Source organism: Enterobacter cloacae complex sp. FDA-CDC-AR_0132, from assembly GCF_003010695.1.
GTDB classification, from domain to species: Bacteria; Pseudomonadota; Gammaproteobacteria; order Enterobacterales; family Enterobacteriaceae; genus Enterobacter; species Enterobacter ludwigii.
Window position 1 is genome coordinate 733,630 of the sequence record NZ_CP027618.1, and the last position, 16,277, is coordinate 749,906.

General features: G+C 54.5%; 16 protein-coding genes. 8 read left to right on the top strand and 8 right to left on the bottom strand.

Translation table 11 applies throughout. The features are described from left to right. Positions 1-75: 75 nt before the first annotated feature. From AM379_RS03465 to AM379_RS03480, 3 genes are all read right to left on the bottom strand, one after another. Positions 76-759 carry a porin gene (locus AM379_RS03465; protein ID WP_014171477.1) on the bottom strand — a complete coding sequence of 228 codons (684 nt, stop codon included), beginning with the start codon at positions 757-759 and terminating at the stop codon, positions 76-78. A gap of 317 nt (positions 760-1,076) precedes the next feature. Next, positions 1,077-2,255: an acetyl-CoA C-acetyltransferase gene (locus tag AM379_RS03475; protein ID WP_020883759.1), complete on the bottom strand. Its 1,179-nt coding sequence runs from the start codon at positions 2,253-2,255 to the stop codon at positions 1,077-1,079. A 93-nt stretch (positions 2,256-2,348) separates the two neighbouring features. Beyond that, positions 2,349-3,215 (bottom strand): LysR family transcriptional regulator, encoded by an 867-nt coding sequence (locus tag AM379_RS03480; protein ID WP_014171479.1) that lies wholly within the window; start codon positions 3,213-3,215, stop codon positions 2,349-2,351. 103 nt (positions 3,216-3,318) lie between these two features. On the opposite strand from AM379_RS03480, the gene AM379_RS03485 reads away from it, so the two are divergent. Together AM379_RS03485 and AM379_RS03490 are read left to right on the top strand one after the other, a co-directional pair. Then, a complete protein-coding gene (locus AM379_RS03485; RefSeq protein WP_014171480.1) occupies positions 3,319-3,780 on the top strand; it encodes a multidrug/biocide efflux PACE transporter in 462 nt (153 codons plus the stop codon). Positions 3,781-3,898: 118 nt separating this feature from the next. Further along, positions 3,899-5,128 carry an amino acid permease gene (locus tag AM379_RS03490; protein ID WP_047743576.1) on the top strand — a complete coding sequence of 410 codons (1,230 nt, stop codon included), beginning with the start codon at positions 3,899-3,901 and terminating at the stop codon, positions 5,126-5,128. A gap of 32 nt (positions 5,129-5,160) precedes the next feature. Here AM379_RS03490 and AM379_RS03495 read toward each other — a convergent pair whose 3' ends face one another. After that, the gene (locus tag AM379_RS03495; RefSeq protein WP_032670215.1) at positions 5,161-5,634 is read right to left on the bottom strand and encodes an Lrp/AsnC family transcriptional regulator; all 474 of its coding nucleotides are present in this window, start codon (positions 5,632-5,634) and stop codon (positions 5,161-5,163) included. Between the two features lie 116 nt (positions 5,635-5,750). Here AM379_RS03495 and AM379_RS03500 point away from each other — a divergent pair, with 116 nt between their 5' ends. Then, entirely contained in the window at positions 5,751-6,362 is a 612-nt protein-coding gene (locus AM379_RS03500) for a LysE family translocator (protein WP_014171483.1), read from the top strand. A gap of 28 nt (positions 6,363-6,390) precedes the next feature. Here the strand turns inward: AM379_RS03500 and AM379_RS03505 are convergent, their stop codons facing one another. Continuing rightward, the gene (locus tag AM379_RS03505) at positions 6,391-6,663 is read right to left on the bottom strand and encodes a GNAT family N-acetyltransferase (RefSeq protein WP_047743577.1); all 273 of its coding nucleotides are present in this window, start codon (positions 6,661-6,663) and stop codon (positions 6,391-6,393) included. Between the two features lie 10 nt (positions 6,664-6,673). Continuing rightward, positions 6,674-6,904: a 4Fe-4S mono-cluster protein YjdI gene (gene yjdI / locus AM379_RS03510; RefSeq protein WP_020883756.1), complete on the bottom strand. Its 231-nt coding sequence runs from the start codon at positions 6,902-6,904 to the stop codon at positions 6,674-6,676. A gap of 178 nt (positions 6,905-7,082) precedes the next feature. Here yjdI and AM379_RS03515 point away from each other — a divergent pair, with 178 nt between their 5' ends. From AM379_RS03515 to AM379_RS03535, 5 genes are all read left to right on the top strand, one after another. Further along, positions 7,083-8,720, top strand: a complete 1,638-nt coding sequence (locus tag AM379_RS03515) for an ATP-binding protein (protein WP_032678909.1) — start codon at positions 7,083-7,085, stop codon at positions 8,718-8,720. 3 nt (positions 8,721-8,723) lie between these two features. After that, positions 8,724-9,425, top strand: coding sequence for a response regulator (locus tag AM379_RS03520; RefSeq protein WP_014171487.1), 702 nt, complete (start codon positions 8,724-8,726; stop codon positions 9,423-9,425). Between the two features lie 168 nt (positions 9,426-9,593). Then, positions 9,594-10,682, top strand: coding sequence for an ABC transporter substrate-binding protein (locus AM379_RS03525; RefSeq protein ID WP_020883753.1), 1,089 nt, complete (start codon positions 9,594-9,596; stop codon positions 10,680-10,682). 78 nt (positions 10,683-10,760) lie between these two features. Beyond that, positions 10,761-12,530 carry an ABC transporter permease gene (locus tag AM379_RS03530; RefSeq protein WP_020883752.1) on the top strand — a complete coding sequence of 590 codons (1,770 nt, stop codon included), beginning with the start codon at positions 10,761-10,763 and terminating at the stop codon, positions 12,528-12,530. Next, entirely contained in the window at positions 12,523-13,593 is a 1,071-nt protein-coding gene (locus AM379_RS03535; RefSeq protein ID WP_020883751.1) for an ABC transporter ATP-binding protein, read from the top strand. The genes AM379_RS03530 and AM379_RS03535 overlap by 8 nt, the downstream gene beginning before the upstream one ends. A 77-nt stretch (positions 13,594-13,670) precedes the next feature. On the opposite strand, the gene manA is transcribed toward AM379_RS03535, so the two are convergent. Together manA and AM379_RS03545 are read right to left on the bottom strand one after the other, a co-directional pair. After that, complete coding sequence (manA, locus tag AM379_RS03540) at positions 13,671-14,837, bottom strand: mannose-6-phosphate isomerase, class I (protein WP_047743579.1); 1,167 nt, start codon at positions 14,835-14,837, stop codon at positions 13,671-13,673. Beyond that, complete coding sequence (locus tag AM379_RS03545) at positions 14,834-16,252, bottom strand: glycoside hydrolase family 1 protein (protein WP_032678911.1); 1,419 nt, start codon at positions 16,250-16,252, stop codon at positions 14,834-14,836. Before AM379_RS03545 ends, manA begins: the two co-directional genes overlap by 4 nt. Positions 16,253-16,277: the final 25 nt, after the last annotated feature.

Here is a 16,277-nt window from a genome sequence, read left to right on the forward strand (position 1 = left end):
GCGGCGCTTATCAGACATGGGAAAGCCGGGTAGGCACTGGCGCTACCCGGCAATGTTCAGCGGAATAACGTGATATCAGAAAGAATAGGCCACGCCTAAACGAAGGCGGGTCTGGCGTTCATCGGTGTCTTTCACGCCGATGTTACCCACTTCAACATACGGTGCCCAGTTTTTATCCCATTTATACGCCAGCTTGGCGTTATATTCGTTGGAATAATCTTTGTTATTATTACGAACCATACCTTCAGAACTCTTCGCATAAACATAATTGAGTTCGGTACGCCAGTCACCCATTACCCAGCCAACCCAGGCATCACCACGGTTAACTTTGTCGTCATCTTTATTCGAGCTTGACGGGTAGCGGGTATATTCATAACGATAACGCGCGGCAACGTAGAAGCCATTGTCGAAACTATATTGCAGATGCAGATTCGGTTTATATATTGTGCGGCTGTCGTTACTTTCAAGGGTAAACGCCGGCGTCAGTGCAATATTCTCAGTCGCTTTCCAGCGCCAGCTAATTTGATCTTCATGCCCGTTACCCACCACATCCGCAAACGGCTGGTCGGCTTTATCACCACCGGATTTCCATTTAGCTTCTACAGAAAAACCGACCCCGTTAGCAAAGCGATGTGAGACCGAGACACGGTCAGCATTGGCACCACTGTCGATATATTCATGGCGCAGATCGACGGTAACGGCCTGAGCCATGAAGGACGTACCGATAAGGGAAGTAAGGACCAGAGATTTCTTAAACATGAAAAAACCCTCAACTGAAATAATGTTTCTTATTTATGAAACTGCAGTTTATTTTTTAAAGAACATTATTTTAGTGACAAAGATCGTAATTATTTGTTTCATTTTTTTTGGCAAAGATGGACGTGACACCCATCAACAAACAGGGTGTATTAACGTGAAATTACCGGAGGGGGATCACACTAAGATGTTAACAACGATAATAATTAAGGCCGTAATTATTCAATAACAGAGTGAGAGTGTGCTAATAACGGTTAATTCGTCATACGTTATGTAAAAAAAAACCTCCTGAAGGGAGGCTCTTTTATGCGGGCGGGATTTTAGCGTTCAATGGCGAGGGCGACACCTTGTCCACCACCGATACAGAGCGTCGCAATGCCTTTGCGGGCATTGCGCTTTTTCATCTCATGCACCAGCGATACCAGAATTCGACAACCGGACGCGCCGATAGGATGACCCAGTGCGATTGCCCCACCGTTCACGTTTACCCGCAGGGGATCCCATTCCAGCATTTTGCCAACCGAGATTGCCTGTGCGGCAAAGGCCTCGTTGACTTCAATCAGATCCACATCAGAGAGTTGCCACCCTGCGCGTTCCAGGCAGCGACGGGTAGCATAAACCGGGGCGATACCCATTAACGCAGGATCAACACCCACGCTGGCAAATGCCTTAATGCGGGCCAGAACGGGCAGATCCAGCTCGAGGGCTTTGCTTTCACTCATCATCATCACGGCCGCAGCGCCATCATTAATGGAGGAGGCGTTTCCCGCCGTCACTGAGCCCTGAGTTTCAAACGCAGGATTGAGCCTCGCCAGCCCTTCAGCGCTGGCGTCGGTGCGCGGCTGCTCATCGGTATCCACCACGGCAACCTCACCGTTCTGACGCTGCGTGCTGACCGGGACGATTTCATCCCGAAAGCGCCCGGCATCAATCGCCGCGCGCGCTTTTTGCTGCGAGCTTAACGCGTAAGCGTCCTGCAACTCACGGCTGATACCATACTCACGTGCCAGATTTTCCGCCGTCACGCCCATATGATAGTCATTGAACGCATCCCACAGACCGTCATGCACCAGACTGTCGAGCAACTGGCTGTTGCCCAGCTGCGCGCCGGTACGGCTGTCGGTCAGCACGTGTGGTGCCCGGCTCATATTTTCTTGTCCGCCGGCAATCACGACATCCGCTTCACCACACTGAATGGCCTGCGTCGCCAGATGCAGCGCTTTTAACCCTGAGCCACAGACGTCGTTGATGGTGATAGCGGAGACGGTATTGGGCAGGCCACCCTTGAGCGCCGCCTGACGGGCAGGGTTTTGCCCGGCACCGGCGGTCAGCACCTGTCCCAGGATCACCTCATCAATTTCATGTGCTGCAATCCCGCTGCGTTCCACCAGCGCTTTCACCACTACGCTGCCCAAATCAACAGCCGAGTGGCGTGCAAGCGCCCCCTGAAAACAGCCGATAGCCGTACGCAACGCACCCACTATAACGACATCTTTCATCACAACCTCTGTGTTAAATGACATGACGATAGTAGTGGATTGTTATTAGCAATTATCTTAATTGTTTAAAAATAGTGAGTTTAATCACAAGGATTAGCGCGCATCCTGCAGATACTGCCGCAGCCAGCTTCCGGCAACGCCGGGCGGGGATCGTTTATTCCAGAGCAGATCGATACCGATCGCCCGTGGCCAGCCGGGGACATTCAGCTGCACCAGCGATTTCGCGGCGGCAAATTCATCCACCAGCGCGCACGGCAGCACGCACCAGCCAAATCCCTGCACGGCCATACTCAGCAGTAACAGGTAGTTGGGTGCCGACCAGACGGGTCCGCGTGCGAGCGTTGCCTCCCGCTCCAGATAGGTGCTGAGCCGCAATTCCCGCCAGCCGTGCAGCTCATCGGCCTGGATTTCTTGCTGCCCGGCCAGAGGATGGTTGGTCGCGACATAGATTGCCATCCGGGTCTGTATCGGCAACCGGGTAAAACCAATATCGGTCGGATAACTGTCACGCGCTTCCGTGAGACCAACCTGCGCACGCGACTTCTGCAGCAGATCGATAACGTCCTCTTCCTCGCCAATCAGGCATTCAAATTCGGTATGGGGAAAGCGCTGGTCGAACTGGTTCATCAGGTCTTCCAGCACGTCCGGGTTGAGGGTATCGGAAAGAACAAACGTCAGGCGCGCCTCCGTTTGTGCCGTTAACGACACCGCCAGCTCGTCAAGCCGCGTGCTGGCCGCGAGGATCGCCTGCACATAACCCAGCACCTGTTCGCCCTGGGCGGTTAACACCGGCTGACGGGCCGAACGGTCAAACAGATCGAAGCCCAGATCGGCTTCAAGATTGGCGATCGATGTGCTCACGGTCGACTGGCTTTTACGTAACCGACGCGCGGCGGCAGAAAAAGAGCCCGCCGCGACGGTCTCAACGAATGCGGTAAGGGCTTCAGGTGAATAACGCATGCACTATCTACTTTATCGATGGATACCATCTTTAATATATCACCTTTAGCGATAACAATAGGCCGCATCAACGCCAAAATGCGTATTCACGAGGTCTAAAACTATGCAACATCAGGATGCACTCCAACGTAAACTGCCGGAGCGGATCTTTCATGCCGTCTGTTTCGAAGGGATTGCCACGGCGATCCTCGCCCCGACGGCGGCGTGGCTTATGCAACGTTCCGTGGTGGAGATGGGTGGGTTGACCATTATCCTGGCAACCACGGCCATGCTCTGGAACATTATCTATAACGTCGGCTTCGACCGTTTCTGGCCGGTTCACCGCATCACACGCACGGCAAAAATCCGCGCACTGCATGCGCTGGGATTCGAGTGCGGGTTTATTGTGATCGGCGTGTCGATAGTCGCCGCGGTGCTGGGCGTCACGCTGCTGCAGGCATTCACACTGGAAATTGGTTTCTTCCTGTTCTTCCTGCCGTACACCATGTTCTATAACTGGGCTTACGATACGCTGCGCGAGAAATTCCTTAAACGTCGCCAGCAGCGACGCGCCCTCGCAGGCTAATTCCCTCTGGCCGGACGCCCGCTCCGGCCAAACTCCTTCGAAGCAACTGCGCTCTCAACCCATAATTATGGTAAATTGCGCTCCATTCTGTTGGTTTGATAGTTGATACGTTGCTCTAATGTCGAAAATTTGGTCAAAAGATGAGACTCTCTGGAGTTTCGCTCTCTATGGCACGGCCGTGGGCGCAGGAACGCTGTTCTTGCCCATTCAGCTGGGCTCCGCAGGCGCTATCGTCCTGTTTATCACTGCCCTTGTGGCCTACCCATTAACCTACTGGCCGCACCGCGCGCTGGCACAATTCATCCTGTCGTCGAAAACAAAAGGCAATGAAGGGATCACCGGCGCCGTTTCCCATTATTACGGCAGGAAGATAGGCAACCTGATCACCACGCTCTATTTCATCGCCTTCTTCGTGGTGGTGCAGATTTATGCAGTGGCCATCACCAACTCGTTCACTGAGCAACTGGCAAAACACATGACGGTGGATACCGCCGTTCGCGTGCTGGTCAGTTTTGGCGTGGTGCTGGTGTTAAATCTGATCTTCCTGATGGGACGGCATATCACCATAAAAGTGATGGGCTTCCTGGTGTTTCCGCTGATTGCCTACTTCCTGTTTGTCTCGCTCTATCTGACCGGAAGCTGGCAACCCGCGCTGCTCACAAGCCAGATGGCATTTGACCGCCATACGCTGCATCAGGTCTGGATTTCGATCCCGGTGATGGTATTCGCTTTCAGCCATACGCCGATTATCTCGACGTTTGCCGTTGACCGCCGTGAGAAGTTTGGCGACGCCGCCATGGACAAGTGCAAGAAAATCATGAAGGTGGCGTACCTGATTATCTGCCTGAGCGTGCTGTTCTTCGTGTTCAGCTGCCTGCTCTCTATTCCACCGTCCTATATCGTTTCGGCAAAACAGGAAGGGGTAACCATTCTGTCGGCGCTGTCGATGATGCCCTCTTCTCCGGCATGGCTGGGGATTTCCGGGATTATTGTGGCGATTATCGCCATGTCGAAATCGTTCCTCGGCACCTATTTTGGGGTGATCGAAGGGGCGACGGAGATTGTGAAGTCATCGCTGAACCAGGTGGGCGTGAAAAAGAGCCGCGCCTTTAACCGCGCGATCTCCATCATGGGGGTGTCGTTAATCACCTTTGCGGTGTGCTGCATTAATCCGAATGCCATTTCGATGATTTATGCCATCAGCGGTCCGCTTATCGCCATGATCCTGTTTATCATGCCGACGCTGTCGACGTACCTGATCCCGTCCCTGAAACCGTACCGATCTGTCGGCAACCTGCTGACGCTGATCGTTGGCGTACTGTGCGTGTCAGTGATGTTTGTAGGTTAAACGCCCCTGCGCCCGGCGTTCTGCCGGGCGCGTTATTCGTCACGCCCTGAGATGTCGAGCGGAAACGGCCTGTCCTGCACGACCGTTTTCATGACCAGCGTTGAGCGAAGATGCTGAACGCCGGGCATCGCAGAGAGCTTCTCATCATAGAGTTTCTGAAAAGCCGGCAGGTCGCGGGTCACGACGTGCATCAGATAATCAGGATCGCCAAATAAACGCTGCGCCAGCACAATTTGCGGGATCTCTTCCACCGCCTCCTCAAATGCGCTCACCGCCTTTCTGTCGCCCTCTTTCAGCGTCGCAAACACGATCGCCAGAAAGTTAAACCCCATTTTGGCGGGATCGAGACTGGCCCGGTATCCCGTAATGGCCCCGCTCTGCTCCAGTGCCCGCACGCGCCGGTGACACGGCGAGAGGCTCAGGTTCACCCGTTCAGCCAGCTCCGTAAGAGATAAACGGCCATCAGCCTGCAACTGCGCAAGAATTTTTCGATCGATGCTGTCCATGTGGAAGATTTTGTCAATTTCACCGTCTTTTGAGCATAACATTGAAAACTCATTTCGTCCGGATACCGATATGCTTTCTCTCTGTTGACGGGCGTAATTCTGGAGTTTTACAGACGATGGAAATGAGTATTGTGGCTGGGTTTTGGGTGGTGTCTTTCCTGCTCATCATGACGCCGGGCGCCGACTGGGCTTACGCTATTAGCGCCGGCATCCACGGGCGGCGCGTGGTACCCGCAGTGATGGGCCTCATGTCCGGGCATCTGCTGGCGACACTGATTGTGGTCGCGGGCGTGGGCGTCATGATGGCGCAACATCCGCTGGCATTATCCGGGCTGACGATAGCGGGAGCGCTTTACTTGCTGTGGCTTGGTATCTCACTGTTACGCGCTCCTGGCGCACCGGAAAGCGCCACAACCTCGGCGGCAAACTGGAAACAGTGGGCGGTGAAGGGATTATGTATCAGCGGCCTTAACCCGAAAGTTTTTTTGCTGTTCCTGGCCCTGCTTCCACAATTTACTGACCCGAAGGGAAGCTGGTCGGTTGCGATGCAGATGTCCGCGCTGGGCTTGCTACACCTCATCACCTGTACGCTGGTCTATCTGCTGGTGGGATACGGTTCAAAAGCCATCCTGGCCACCCGCCCGCAGGCCGCGCGTCTGGTGAGCAGAGCATCAGGGGGAATGATGGTAGTGATTGCGGTGGTGCTGCTGTTTGAACAGATCGGATGAAAAAACACCGGCCATTGCCGGTGTGTTTCTACGCCCGAATATCGTCATATTCCCGCGTATTATCAAACTCATGTTTGGCAAACGGGCATAGCGGGATAATTTTTCGATTTTCACCGCGCATCTTCGCGACCACTTTTGCCACCAGCTTTTTACCCACACCTTGCCCTTTCAGGCTCGGATCCACATCGGTGTGCTCAATAATGCTCAGATGCTCACCGGTCGGTACGAAGACAATCTCTGCAACCTGGTTACCGTCAGCATCGTTGACGTAAAACTTGTTATGGCCTTCCAGAATATCCATGGTTCCTCGCTTATTTTTGGCGATACTTCAGCGCACCGCTCGGGCAGGTATCAATCACATGTACAACCGTTTCGACGTCCACTTCATCCGGTATAATCCACGGTTTACGTTTCAGGTTGAAGAGCTTAGCGCTCCCGCGCACGCAATTTCCTGAGTGTTTGCAGATCGCGGTGTTGAAGTAAACGTCAATTTTCTCTCCGGTATAGGCCCGGTAGCCTGCATCCAGTAGCGCTTTATCCACGACATTGCCTCTGTAATTATTCGGGTGCTGAATGAAGCATAGCCTTACGCGATCCTGATAGCTATAACCCCCAAAACGAAAAGCCAGGTCACAACTCTGTTTTCGCCAGATTGCATCCCCCATTTCCTCATGTCAGTCTGCGCAGACCGCTCTAATCAGACTCCCCGCGTCAGGTCGTATGAAACGCAGACTCTCTTTTCAGGTAAAACTTTTTTTAGCGCTGGTGTGCTTCTCCTGCCTGCTGTTAGTTCTGCTGGGAACCATCCTGTTTCATTTTATTGACCGGCAATTGCATCACGATCTCGGCCAGCGCGCCCGGGTTCAGGCCAGCGAAATCGCGTTGATGCCGGGTCTGGCGGAAAACGTCGCGGCCAGAAATATCCCCGCCATCGCCCGTTTAATTCAGCCTATACGGGCCGAAAGTGATGCCAGTTATATTGTCATTGGCGATACCCGGGAACAGCATCTCTATCATTCAGAATCACCGGAACGCATCAATTTACCGATGATCGGCGGGGATAATGCGGAGGTATTACAAGGCAAAACAATTATTTCGGTGCGTAAGGGTGGGATTGGGGTATCACTGCGCAGCAAAGCGCCCATCTTTAATGCGCAGCATCAGGTGATTGGGATTGTCTCGGTCGGTTATTTGACGTCGTACATTGCTAATATCAATGCGCGTATTCTCTGGCAGTCCGGGTTATACGGTATGGGTCTGTTGCTGTTACTGTTTATTTTTTCCTGGTTGTTTACCCGCAATCTTAAAAAGCAGATGTTCCGCCTTGAGCCAAAAGATATTGCGCAACTGGTCTTACAGCAACGCGCGCTGCTGGAAGCAATGTATGAAGGGGTATTTGCCGTCAATGAAGAAAAGCAGCTGATTTTAATTAACCGTGCCGCCAGAGAGATGCTGGATATTCATCAAAGTGAGAAAGCGCTTATCGGCAAACCGCTGGAAGACGTTCTGCAAACGTCCCCCGGTTTTTTATCTCAGCGCTACGCCTCGGTTAGCCGCGGCAGCCACGACCAGATTGCGGTGCTTAACCAGCGCGAGGTGATTGTGAACCGCGTGGCGATTGAGGTTGAACCTGGTGTTGAAAGCGGTTGGGTTTATAGCTTTCGCGACAAGAATGATATCAACACTCTCAGCAGCCAGCTAAGCCAGATTAAACGCTATGCGGATAACCTGCGCATTATGCGTCATGAACAGCTGAACTGGACCGCCACGCTGGTGGGGTTGCTGCAGATGAAACACTATGACGAGGCGATCCGTTACATCCAGGCACAGTCAGAAGGAGCGCAGCGCGTGCTGGACTTCGTCTCAGCCCATTTTGTCTCGCCGGCCCTGTGCGGATTGCTGCTAGGGAAATATGTCAGCGCCCGGGAAAAGGGCGTTGAACTGCAGTTTGATCCCGCCTGCCAGCTCACCCGCATGCCTGCCAGCATCACGGAAACGGAGCTGGTGTCGGTGATTGGCAACCTGCTGGATAACGCCGTTGACGCCACCCTGAAAGCCCCGGTTCCCGCACCTGTAGAGCTTTACATTTCCGATCGCAACCAGGAGTTGCTGATAGAGGTGGCCGATCGGGGTTGCGGGGTGGATGAGGCGATGAAACCGCATCTTTTCCGCCAGGGATTCAGCAGTAAGCCGGAAAGCGAGAACGACATTGTGGGCACAGAGCACGGTATTGGCCTGTTTCTGGTGGCAGGCTATATCAACAAGGCGGGCGGCAGCATTGAGATAACGGATAACGCTCCTCAAGGCACGATATTCTCTGTGTTTATTCCCAATCCACTCCCCGTTCGACAGGGCTAACGCATGACCACGACCCGAGCACTTGATGTTGTGATTGTTGAGGATGAGCCGCACCTGGCGGAACTGCATCGCGAGTATATCGAGCAAAATTTCCATTTGCGCGTGGTGGGCATTGCCGCGTCGATTGAGCAGGCGTGTAACCTGATACGCCAGCATCAGCCGAGGCTGATACTGCTGGACAATTATCTCCCGGACGGTAAAGGCGTGGCGTTAATCGATAACCCGCTCCTGAAAAGCTATGAATGCTCGGTGATCTTTATCACCGCAGCCAGCGATATGCAGACCTGTAGCCATGCCATGCGCAGCGGCGCGTTTGACTACCTGATTAAGCCCGTTTTTTTCCAGCGTCTGCACGCCTCGCTGGAGCGTTTTATGCGTTTCATCCACACCGTGCAGCAGGTGAAGGTTGTCGACCAGCATGCGCTGGATCGCCTGTTTAACCTCCCCGCCGCGGACACCTCGCAGACCCCGTCCACAAAGGGTATTGAGCCCCACACCCTGGACCGTATTAAGCGTTTATTTGCGGAACACCCCGAAAAAACAATGTCGGTGGAAGAGGTGGTGGAATACGTCGGGATCAGCAAAACCACGGGCCGCCGTTATCTGGAATACTGCGTGGAAAGTGGGTTAATCAGCATCGAAATGCTGTATGGCAATATCGGTCATCCCAGAAGGCTTTACCGCAAAGCGGCGGAGAAAACGTAATCCGCAACCGTTCGTTTGCTAAGCGTCGCGGATTTTATGGTGTTAATTGCTGAAACGACGCCGACAATCACACTTCGGAACCGCAACCCGCGCCCCCCTATTGTCGGCGCGGAGCCATACGCTATGTTGACAATTAGTTCCTCAAATGTAACTAAAAGGTTAACTATAATGTCGAACATCTTCCGAATTTCTCTGATTACCGCTACCGTACTGTGTTCTGCTTCCGCACTGTCTGCTTTGCCGCAGGGCTATCCTGCTGACTATCAAAAAATGGTCGATGCCGCGACCAAAGAGGGCAAAGTGGTGATCTACTCCACCACCGACACCAAAGCTGCCGGGCCGCTGATTGAGGGCTTCGAAAAAACCTATCCGGGCATAAAAGTTGAATATAACGACATGAACAGCACCGAGCTGTACAACCGTTTTATCAGCGAACAGGCCTCGGGTGGCGGTAGCGGCGATGTGGTCTGGAGCTCCTCCATGGACACCGGGCTGAAGCTCGCTACCGACTACGCCATGGAGTACAAATCACCGGAGCAAAGCCAGCTGCCGAAATGGGCGGTCTGGAAAGATAAAGCCTACGGCACCACCTATGAACCCGTCGTGTTTATCTACAACAAACGGCTGATCCCGGCGGGCGACGTGCCAGATTCCCATGCGGCGCTGGCTAAGCTTATTGCCAGCCAGACGGATAAATTCAAGAGCAAAGTCACCACCTACGACATCGAAAAATCGGGTCTGGGCTTTATGCTCTCGGTGCAGGATCACAAGGCCGATCCTAACTACTTCAAAACCCTGGCCGATATCGCCAAAGGGGGCCTAGCCGTTCAGTCTTCAACCGGCACCATGATGGAGAGGGTGTCATCAGGGGAAAACCTGATCGGTTTTAATATCCTCGGTTCCTACGCGGAAGCGCGTGCGAAGAACGATCCGTCGCTGGGGATCGCCTATCCAAAAGATTACACCCTGGTGTTATCACGCGTGTCGTTCATCAGCCAGCAGGCGCAAAACAGCAATGCCGCGAAACTGTGGCTGGACTACGTCCTGTCTGAAAAAGGACAAAGTATTCTGGCAAGCCAGGCGGATATCCCGTCCATTCGTAACGATATCGACGGCAAAAATGATATCGACGGCCTGACGAAAGTGCTCGGCAATGCGCTGAAACCTATCCCGGTTGATGAAAGCCTGCTGGAGTATCTGCAGCCGAAAAAACGCCTGGAGTACATCAAACAGTGGCGTACCGCCGCCGCCAAATAAGCGTCTGAGCGCGACGCGGGTCGTCGCGCTCCTGTTACCTGAGTTCGTTTTGCTGGGCTGCAACACCAGGGATACCCCATGAATACATTACGCAGAAAGTGGCAAAGCCTGCCGCGCGGTATTGTCGTGTTGATAACCGCCCTGGTTATCTACACGCCGCTGTCGTTTATCGTGATACAGAGCTTCTTGTCCGCCCCGTTCTTTTCACCGGCAAAAGAGTGGAGCCTTGAATCATTTGGTTTTATCTTCACCGACCCTGATTTCTATAAGGCGCTGAAAAGCGGTTTTATTCTCGCTTTCGGGCTGGTCATCATCGCCATTCCGTTAGGGGGCGTGCTGGCCTTTCTGATGGTGCGTACCGACCTGCCCGGCCGCCGCCTGATTGAACCGCTGATCCTCGTTCCGGTTTTCGTGTCGCCAATGGTGCTGGGATTCGGCTACGTGGTGGCCGCCGGTCCGGTGGGCTTTTTATCCCTCTGGGCGCAGGCGCTGATTGGTTTCGTACCGTGGAATATCTACGACATGTCGAGCATCGTGGTCATTGCTGGCCTGACGCATGTTCCGCATGCCTATCTCTATATTTCGTCCGCGCTGCGAAGCGTCGGTTCCGATGTGGAAGAGGCCGCACGTACCGCGGGTGCGTCGCCGTTACAGGTGATGACCTCGGTCAGCCTGCCGATGGTGCGACCGTCCATTTTGTACGCCATCGTTCTGCTGTTCTTCCTCGGTCTTGAAGTGTTTGGTCTGATGCTGGTCCTCGGCGATCCGGAAGGCAACATGGTGCTGGCAACCTACCTGTACCAGCTGACCAACAAGCTTGGTACCCCTTCCTACCACCTGATGGCGGCGGTTGCGGTGGTGCTTATCTGTATCACCATTCCGCTGGTCATGCTGCAGCGTCGCCTGATGCGTACCGCCAACCGATTCGTGACCATGAAAGGCAAAGCGTCTCAGGCCCGGGCCTTACCTCTGGGTAAATGGCGCTGGGTGGCGGGCGCGGTGGTCGCCTTCTGGCTTACCGTCACGATCGGCGTTCCCCTGCTCGGCGTGGTATTGCGCGCGTTTATCTCAAACTGGGGCGTGGGCGTTTCGCTGTGGGACGAGCTTTCCCTGAGTACTTTTCGCACGATATGGGCGCAGCCGAACCTGCTGCGCGCCATCGTCAACTCCATGTCCATTGGGGTCATTGGCGGCGCGCTGGCCGTGGCGTGCTACCTGTTTGTCGGTATCGCCATGCACCGCAAACCGGACAATACCACGCGTTTCCTGGATTACAGCGTCCTGGTGCCGCGCGCCGTGCCTGGCCTGCTCGCGGGTCTGGCCTTTCTCTGGGTGTTCCTGTTCCTGCCAATGTGGCTGGATAACTCGCTGAAATCGGGCTGGCTTTCCGGGTTCGCCTGGAGCGACTGGATGCGCGAAAACCTGATTGTCTGGCTACGTTCGCTGCGCAGCACCATTTTCAGCGTCTGGCTGGCCTATACGGTGGTCTGGATGGCGTATGGGCTGAGACTCATCTCGTCCACCCTGCTGCAGGTCGCGCCGGAGCTTGAAGAGGCCGCCCGCAGTACGGGGGCTACGCGTGGCCAGATCACCCGCCATGTCACGATCCCGCTCTCCCGCTACGGCCTTATCGGTTCGTGGCTGCTGATGTTCCTGATTTTTGAACGCGAATATTCAACGGGTGTATACCTGCTTTCACCCGGCACGGAAACCATCGGCTCAATGCTGGTATCCCTCTGGGCCGCGGGAGCCATTGATATTGTGGCGGCGCTCTCTTTTATTAACATCCTGCTGGTGGTGGTAGGTCTGGGCATTGCCCTTCGTTTCGGAGTCAAAATACATGATTGAATTAGCGGTTAACGATCTGCACCTGACCTACGGTGACAATCCTGTTTTAAAAGGGGTCTCCATGAACCTCAACCGCGGCGAAGTGGTGTCCCTGCTGGGGCCATCCGGCAGCGGGAAAACCACCCTGCTGCGTGCGGTGGCGGGCCTGGAAAAACCGACTCAGGGCTCGATTATCATTGGCAAAAACAAAGTCTATGACGGCACGCCGCGCAGTGAGATCCCGGCGGAAGAGCGTAACCTGGGCCTGGTGTTTCAGTCGTATGCGCTGTGGCCGCACAAAACCGTTTTTGAAAACGTGGCCTATCCGCTCAAGCTGCGCAAGGTTCCGGCCAAAGAGATCCAGCAGCGCGTACAGGACGTGCTGGACCAGCTCGGGCTGGGCCATCTGGGCAAACGCCACCCGCACCAGCTCTCCGGTGGACAACAGCAGCGCGTGGCAATTGGCCGGGCGCTGGTCTACAACCCGCCGGTCATTTTACTGGATGAACCGCTCTCTAACCTCGACGCCAAGCTGCGCGAAGAGGCTCGCGTATTCCTGCGTGAACTGATTATCAAGCTGGGCTTATCCGCGCTGATGGTAACGCACGACCAGAATGAGGCGATGTCGATTTCCGACCGTATCCTGCTGCTTAACAACGGTAAAATCGAGCAACAGGGCACACCGCAGGAGATGTACGGCTCGCCGAAAACGCTGTTTACCGCTGAGTTTATGGGCAGCAATAATCGCCTGCACGGCAAGGTAACGGAAGTACGCGACGGCAAAGCGCGTATCGAAGGCAAAGGCTGGGTGCTGTGGGGCCAGGCCGGTGAAGGGGTACGAAGCGGTGAAGACGCCACCGCGGTGATCCGCGTCGAGCGCGTGGCGGTGGTCGAGGGGCCGGGGGAAAACCAGCTGGCGCTCCCGTTACTGACCAGCATGTATCTCGGTGACCGTTGGGAATACCTGTTCCGCACGCCGGGGGATGATTTTGTCATTCGCGCCTATGGTCACGAGGCCCGGGACCCGCTGCACTGCCACCTTTCGCTGCCTGAAAAGCACGTGTGGATCTTCCCGAAAAACTAAATGTAAAAAGGCTGCGATAAGCAGCCTTTTTTATGCCCGACATACTGCCTGCACACGGCAGTGAAAGCCTTACGTCATCAGCTTACCAGGCAAGACTGCCCGTGCTGAGTCAACGTCCATAAGGTTGTGACCGCCGGGATGAACGCGGACTGACCGGCGTTCAGCGTCATGGTGGCACCCTCGGCGTGGCTGAGCGTGGCACTCCCCTTCAGCACCAGCAGAATTTGCGCACGGTCTGTCCGGATGTTTTGCTGCTCGCAATGTTCAATGACGCTAAAGCGAAAATCCGTTACCGGGATCGGGTATTGCTGCATCCCCTCTTCCCGCTGCGGATGCATCCTGAGGCGGTCGGCTGGGGTTTCGTCAAACACCGTACAGCGCACCAATTCTGCCACGTTGATGTTCTTGGGGGTTAAGCCCGCACGCAGCACGTTGTCAGAACTGGCCATGACCTCAACTGCCGTACCATTCACATAAGCATGTAGCGTACCGGCGCGCAGGAACATCGCCTCACCCGGCGCAAGCGTAATGCAGTGCAGATACAGCGGGGCCAGAGCCCCGATGTCCCCCGGGTAGTCTCGCAGTAGCCGTTCGATAAAGGGCGCTACCGGAGCAAACACCCCGCATGCAAGTCGCGCTTCAAGACACGTCAGCACGCCCTCTTTTTCCGCCGGCTCAAGCGCCATCAGACGCGTAAAAAAGGCCTTAAGCCCTTCAGCATGCAGGTTGTTGCGAAACAGCGACAGCGCGGACGTCAGGGCCGGGGCATCCAGGCGCAAAAAGTGATTAGCAATCTCCTGATACGGCCGGAAGCCGTTCATGGCCATAAAAGGCGTCAGGGCAAAAACCAGCTCGGGCTTATGGTTCGCATCGGTGTAATCCTCTCCGGGCAGGTTGCCCTGACGGGCGAACCCGTCTTCTGCCTGGCGCTTATTGGGATGTACCTGCAGCGACAGTGCGCGCTCCGCTGACAGCAACTTCAGCAGGTAGGGCAACTGCCCCGCAGTTTCTCCCGCGCACGCGCCCAACATCTCTGCCGGCCTCTGTGAAATAAGGTCCTGTAAAGAGCGTAACCCTGTATCGGTTTCAATCTCCGAGCAGCCTGCGGGGTGGCTTCCCATCCAGACCTCGGCCTGGGGTTGATCGTCAGGGTTGAGCAGGCCAAAAAGATGATTAAGCGCTACGCGACTGCCCCAGGCGTAATTTTTGATGCCGTTACGCATCCGGTAAAAAGGCTGACTCATTGCGTATCCTTTTCACATTCGCCAGGGGTGAAGCCATTTTCAGCCGCCAGCTGCGCAAACCACAATGCGTTACGTTTGATTTGTCGCTCCCCGGTGGCTAAATCCAGACGCCAGAAGCCATATCGCCGCTTGAAGCTGTTGATCCAGGACCAGTTATCAATGAAGGTCCACTGATGAACACCAAAACAGTTGGCGCCGTCAGCGATACCACGATGCAGCTGAGCCAGATGTTCCTCCATCAGAGCGATACGGAAGGTGTCATCTATCACGCCATCGGCCTGCACCGGCCCTTCGGACTGCAGATCCATCGCGATGCCAATTTCCGCCAGATACCATTTGATGTTGCCGTAGTTATCGCGAATATTGCAGGCAATGTCATAGATAGCTTCCGGGTGGATCTCGTTATTGTCGCGATAAGGGTTAAACCGTCCCTGAGGATCAATGTAATTTTCGAAATAGACTTCCGGCGTGAAGTAATCGAGCGCGTAAACGCTTTCCCGCGCTTTCACCCTTCTCGGCACATAATAATTCACCCCCAGAAAATCAATTCTCGACTGCAGGATCGTCTCCACATCCTGCCGTGAAACCTCTGGTAAGCAGCCGTTTGCGGTTAAGATTTCGCACAGTTCTTTGGGGAATTCATGTTTAACCAGCGGGTCGAGGAAGCTGCGGTTAAACAGCAGGTCGGCATACCAGGCCGCTTTTTTATCGGCCTCGCTGTCGCTGCGGGTATAAGAAGGCGTGAGGTTGAGCACGACACCAATCTCACCCGGCAAGCCCATTTCACGGTAGACATTCACCGCCCTGGCGTGCGCCAGCATAATATTAAAGGCGACCTGAGCCGCCAGTTTGCCATCTTTTTTACACGGATAATGGAAGTCATATAAATAACCGCCTTCCACCGGCACGATCGGCTCATTAAAGGTTATCCAGTATTTCACCTTATGGCCAAACAGCTCGAACGCGGTGCGGGCGAAGCGGGCAAAAAGCTCGGTTACGTAGGATGACTCAAATCCGCCATATGCTTTTTGCAGCGCCTCGGGCATATCAAAATGGTAAAGATTGATGATGGGCTCGATGCCGTTGGCAATCATTTCATCGAAGTAATCGTTATAGAAGCGGACGGCGTCGCGGTTTGGCTGTCCGGTTTTGAAATCATCGATCAGACGCGACCACTGAATAGAGGTTCGAAACGAGTTAAACCCCGTTTGCTTCATCAGGGCAACGTCTTCTTTATATTTACTGTAGGTTTCACAAACGTGCTGCGGACCAATCTGCTGAAAAAAACGCTCCGGTTGTTCGGCAAACCAGCTGTCCCAGACAGAACGGTGCGGCTTATTGGCTATGCCTTCCGTCTGCGGACCTGATGCCGCTGCGCCCCAAAAAAAACCTTCCGGGAATTGATACCGGTTCATAACGCCTCCTGAATGAAAAAAAGGG

Excerpts from the sequence above, each read along its gene's own strand:
- AM379_RS03535 (WP_020883751.1), top strand. The coding sequence starts at position 12,523 with ATGATTGAATTAGCGGTTAACGATCTGCACCTGACCTACGGTGACAAT.
- AM379_RS03495 (WP_032670215.1), bottom strand. The coding sequence starts at position 5,634 with ATGGACAGCATCGATCGAAAAATTCTTGCGCAGTTGCAGGCTGATGGC.
- AM379_RS03545 (WP_032678911.1), bottom strand. The coding sequence starts at position 16,252 with ATGAACCGGTATCAATTCCCGGAAGGTTTTTTTTGGGGCGCAGCGGCA.
- AM379_RS03530 (WP_020883752.1), top strand. The coding sequence starts at position 10,761 with ATGAATACATTACGCAGAAAGTGGCAAAGCCTGCCGCGCGGTATTGTC.
- AM379_RS03500 (WP_014171483.1), top strand. The coding sequence starts at position 5,751 with ATGGAAATGAGTATTGTGGCTGGGTTTTGGGTGGTGTCTTTCCTGCTC.
- AM379_RS03520 (WP_014171487.1), top strand. The coding sequence starts at position 8,724 with ATGACCACGACCCGAGCACTTGATGTTGTGATTGTTGAGGATGAGCCG.
- AM379_RS03515 (WP_032678909.1), top strand. The coding sequence starts at position 7,083 with ATGAAACGCAGACTCTCTTTTCAGGTAAAACTTTTTTTAGCGCTGGTG.
- manA (WP_047743579.1), bottom strand. The coding sequence starts at position 14,837 with ATGAGTCAGCCTTTTTACCGGATGCGTAACGGCATCAAAAATTACGCC.
- AM379_RS03525 (WP_020883753.1), top strand. The coding sequence starts at position 9,594 with ATGTCGAACATCTTCCGAATTTCTCTGATTACCGCTACCGTACTGTGT.
- AM379_RS03485 (WP_014171480.1), top strand. The coding sequence starts at position 3,319 with ATGCAACATCAGGATGCACTCCAACGTAAACTGCCGGAGCGGATCTTT.
- AM379_RS03490 (WP_047743576.1), top strand. The coding sequence starts at position 3,899 with ATGTCGAAAATTTGGTCAAAAGATGAGACTCTCTGGAGTTTCGCTCTC.
- AM379_RS03480 (WP_014171479.1), bottom strand. The coding sequence starts at position 3,215 with ATGCGTTATTCACCTGAAGCCCTTACCGCATTCGTTGAGACCGTCGCG.
- AM379_RS03465 (WP_014171477.1), bottom strand. The coding sequence starts at position 759 with ATGTTTAAGAAATCTCTGGTCCTTACTTCCCTTATCGGTACGTCCTTC.
- AM379_RS03475 (WP_020883759.1), bottom strand. The coding sequence starts at position 2,255 with ATGAAAGATGTCGTTATAGTGGGTGCGTTGCGTACGGCTATCGGCTGT.
- AM379_RS03505 (WP_047743577.1), bottom strand. The coding sequence starts at position 6,663 with ATGGATATTCTGGAAGGCCATAACAAGTTTTACGTCAACGATGCTGAC.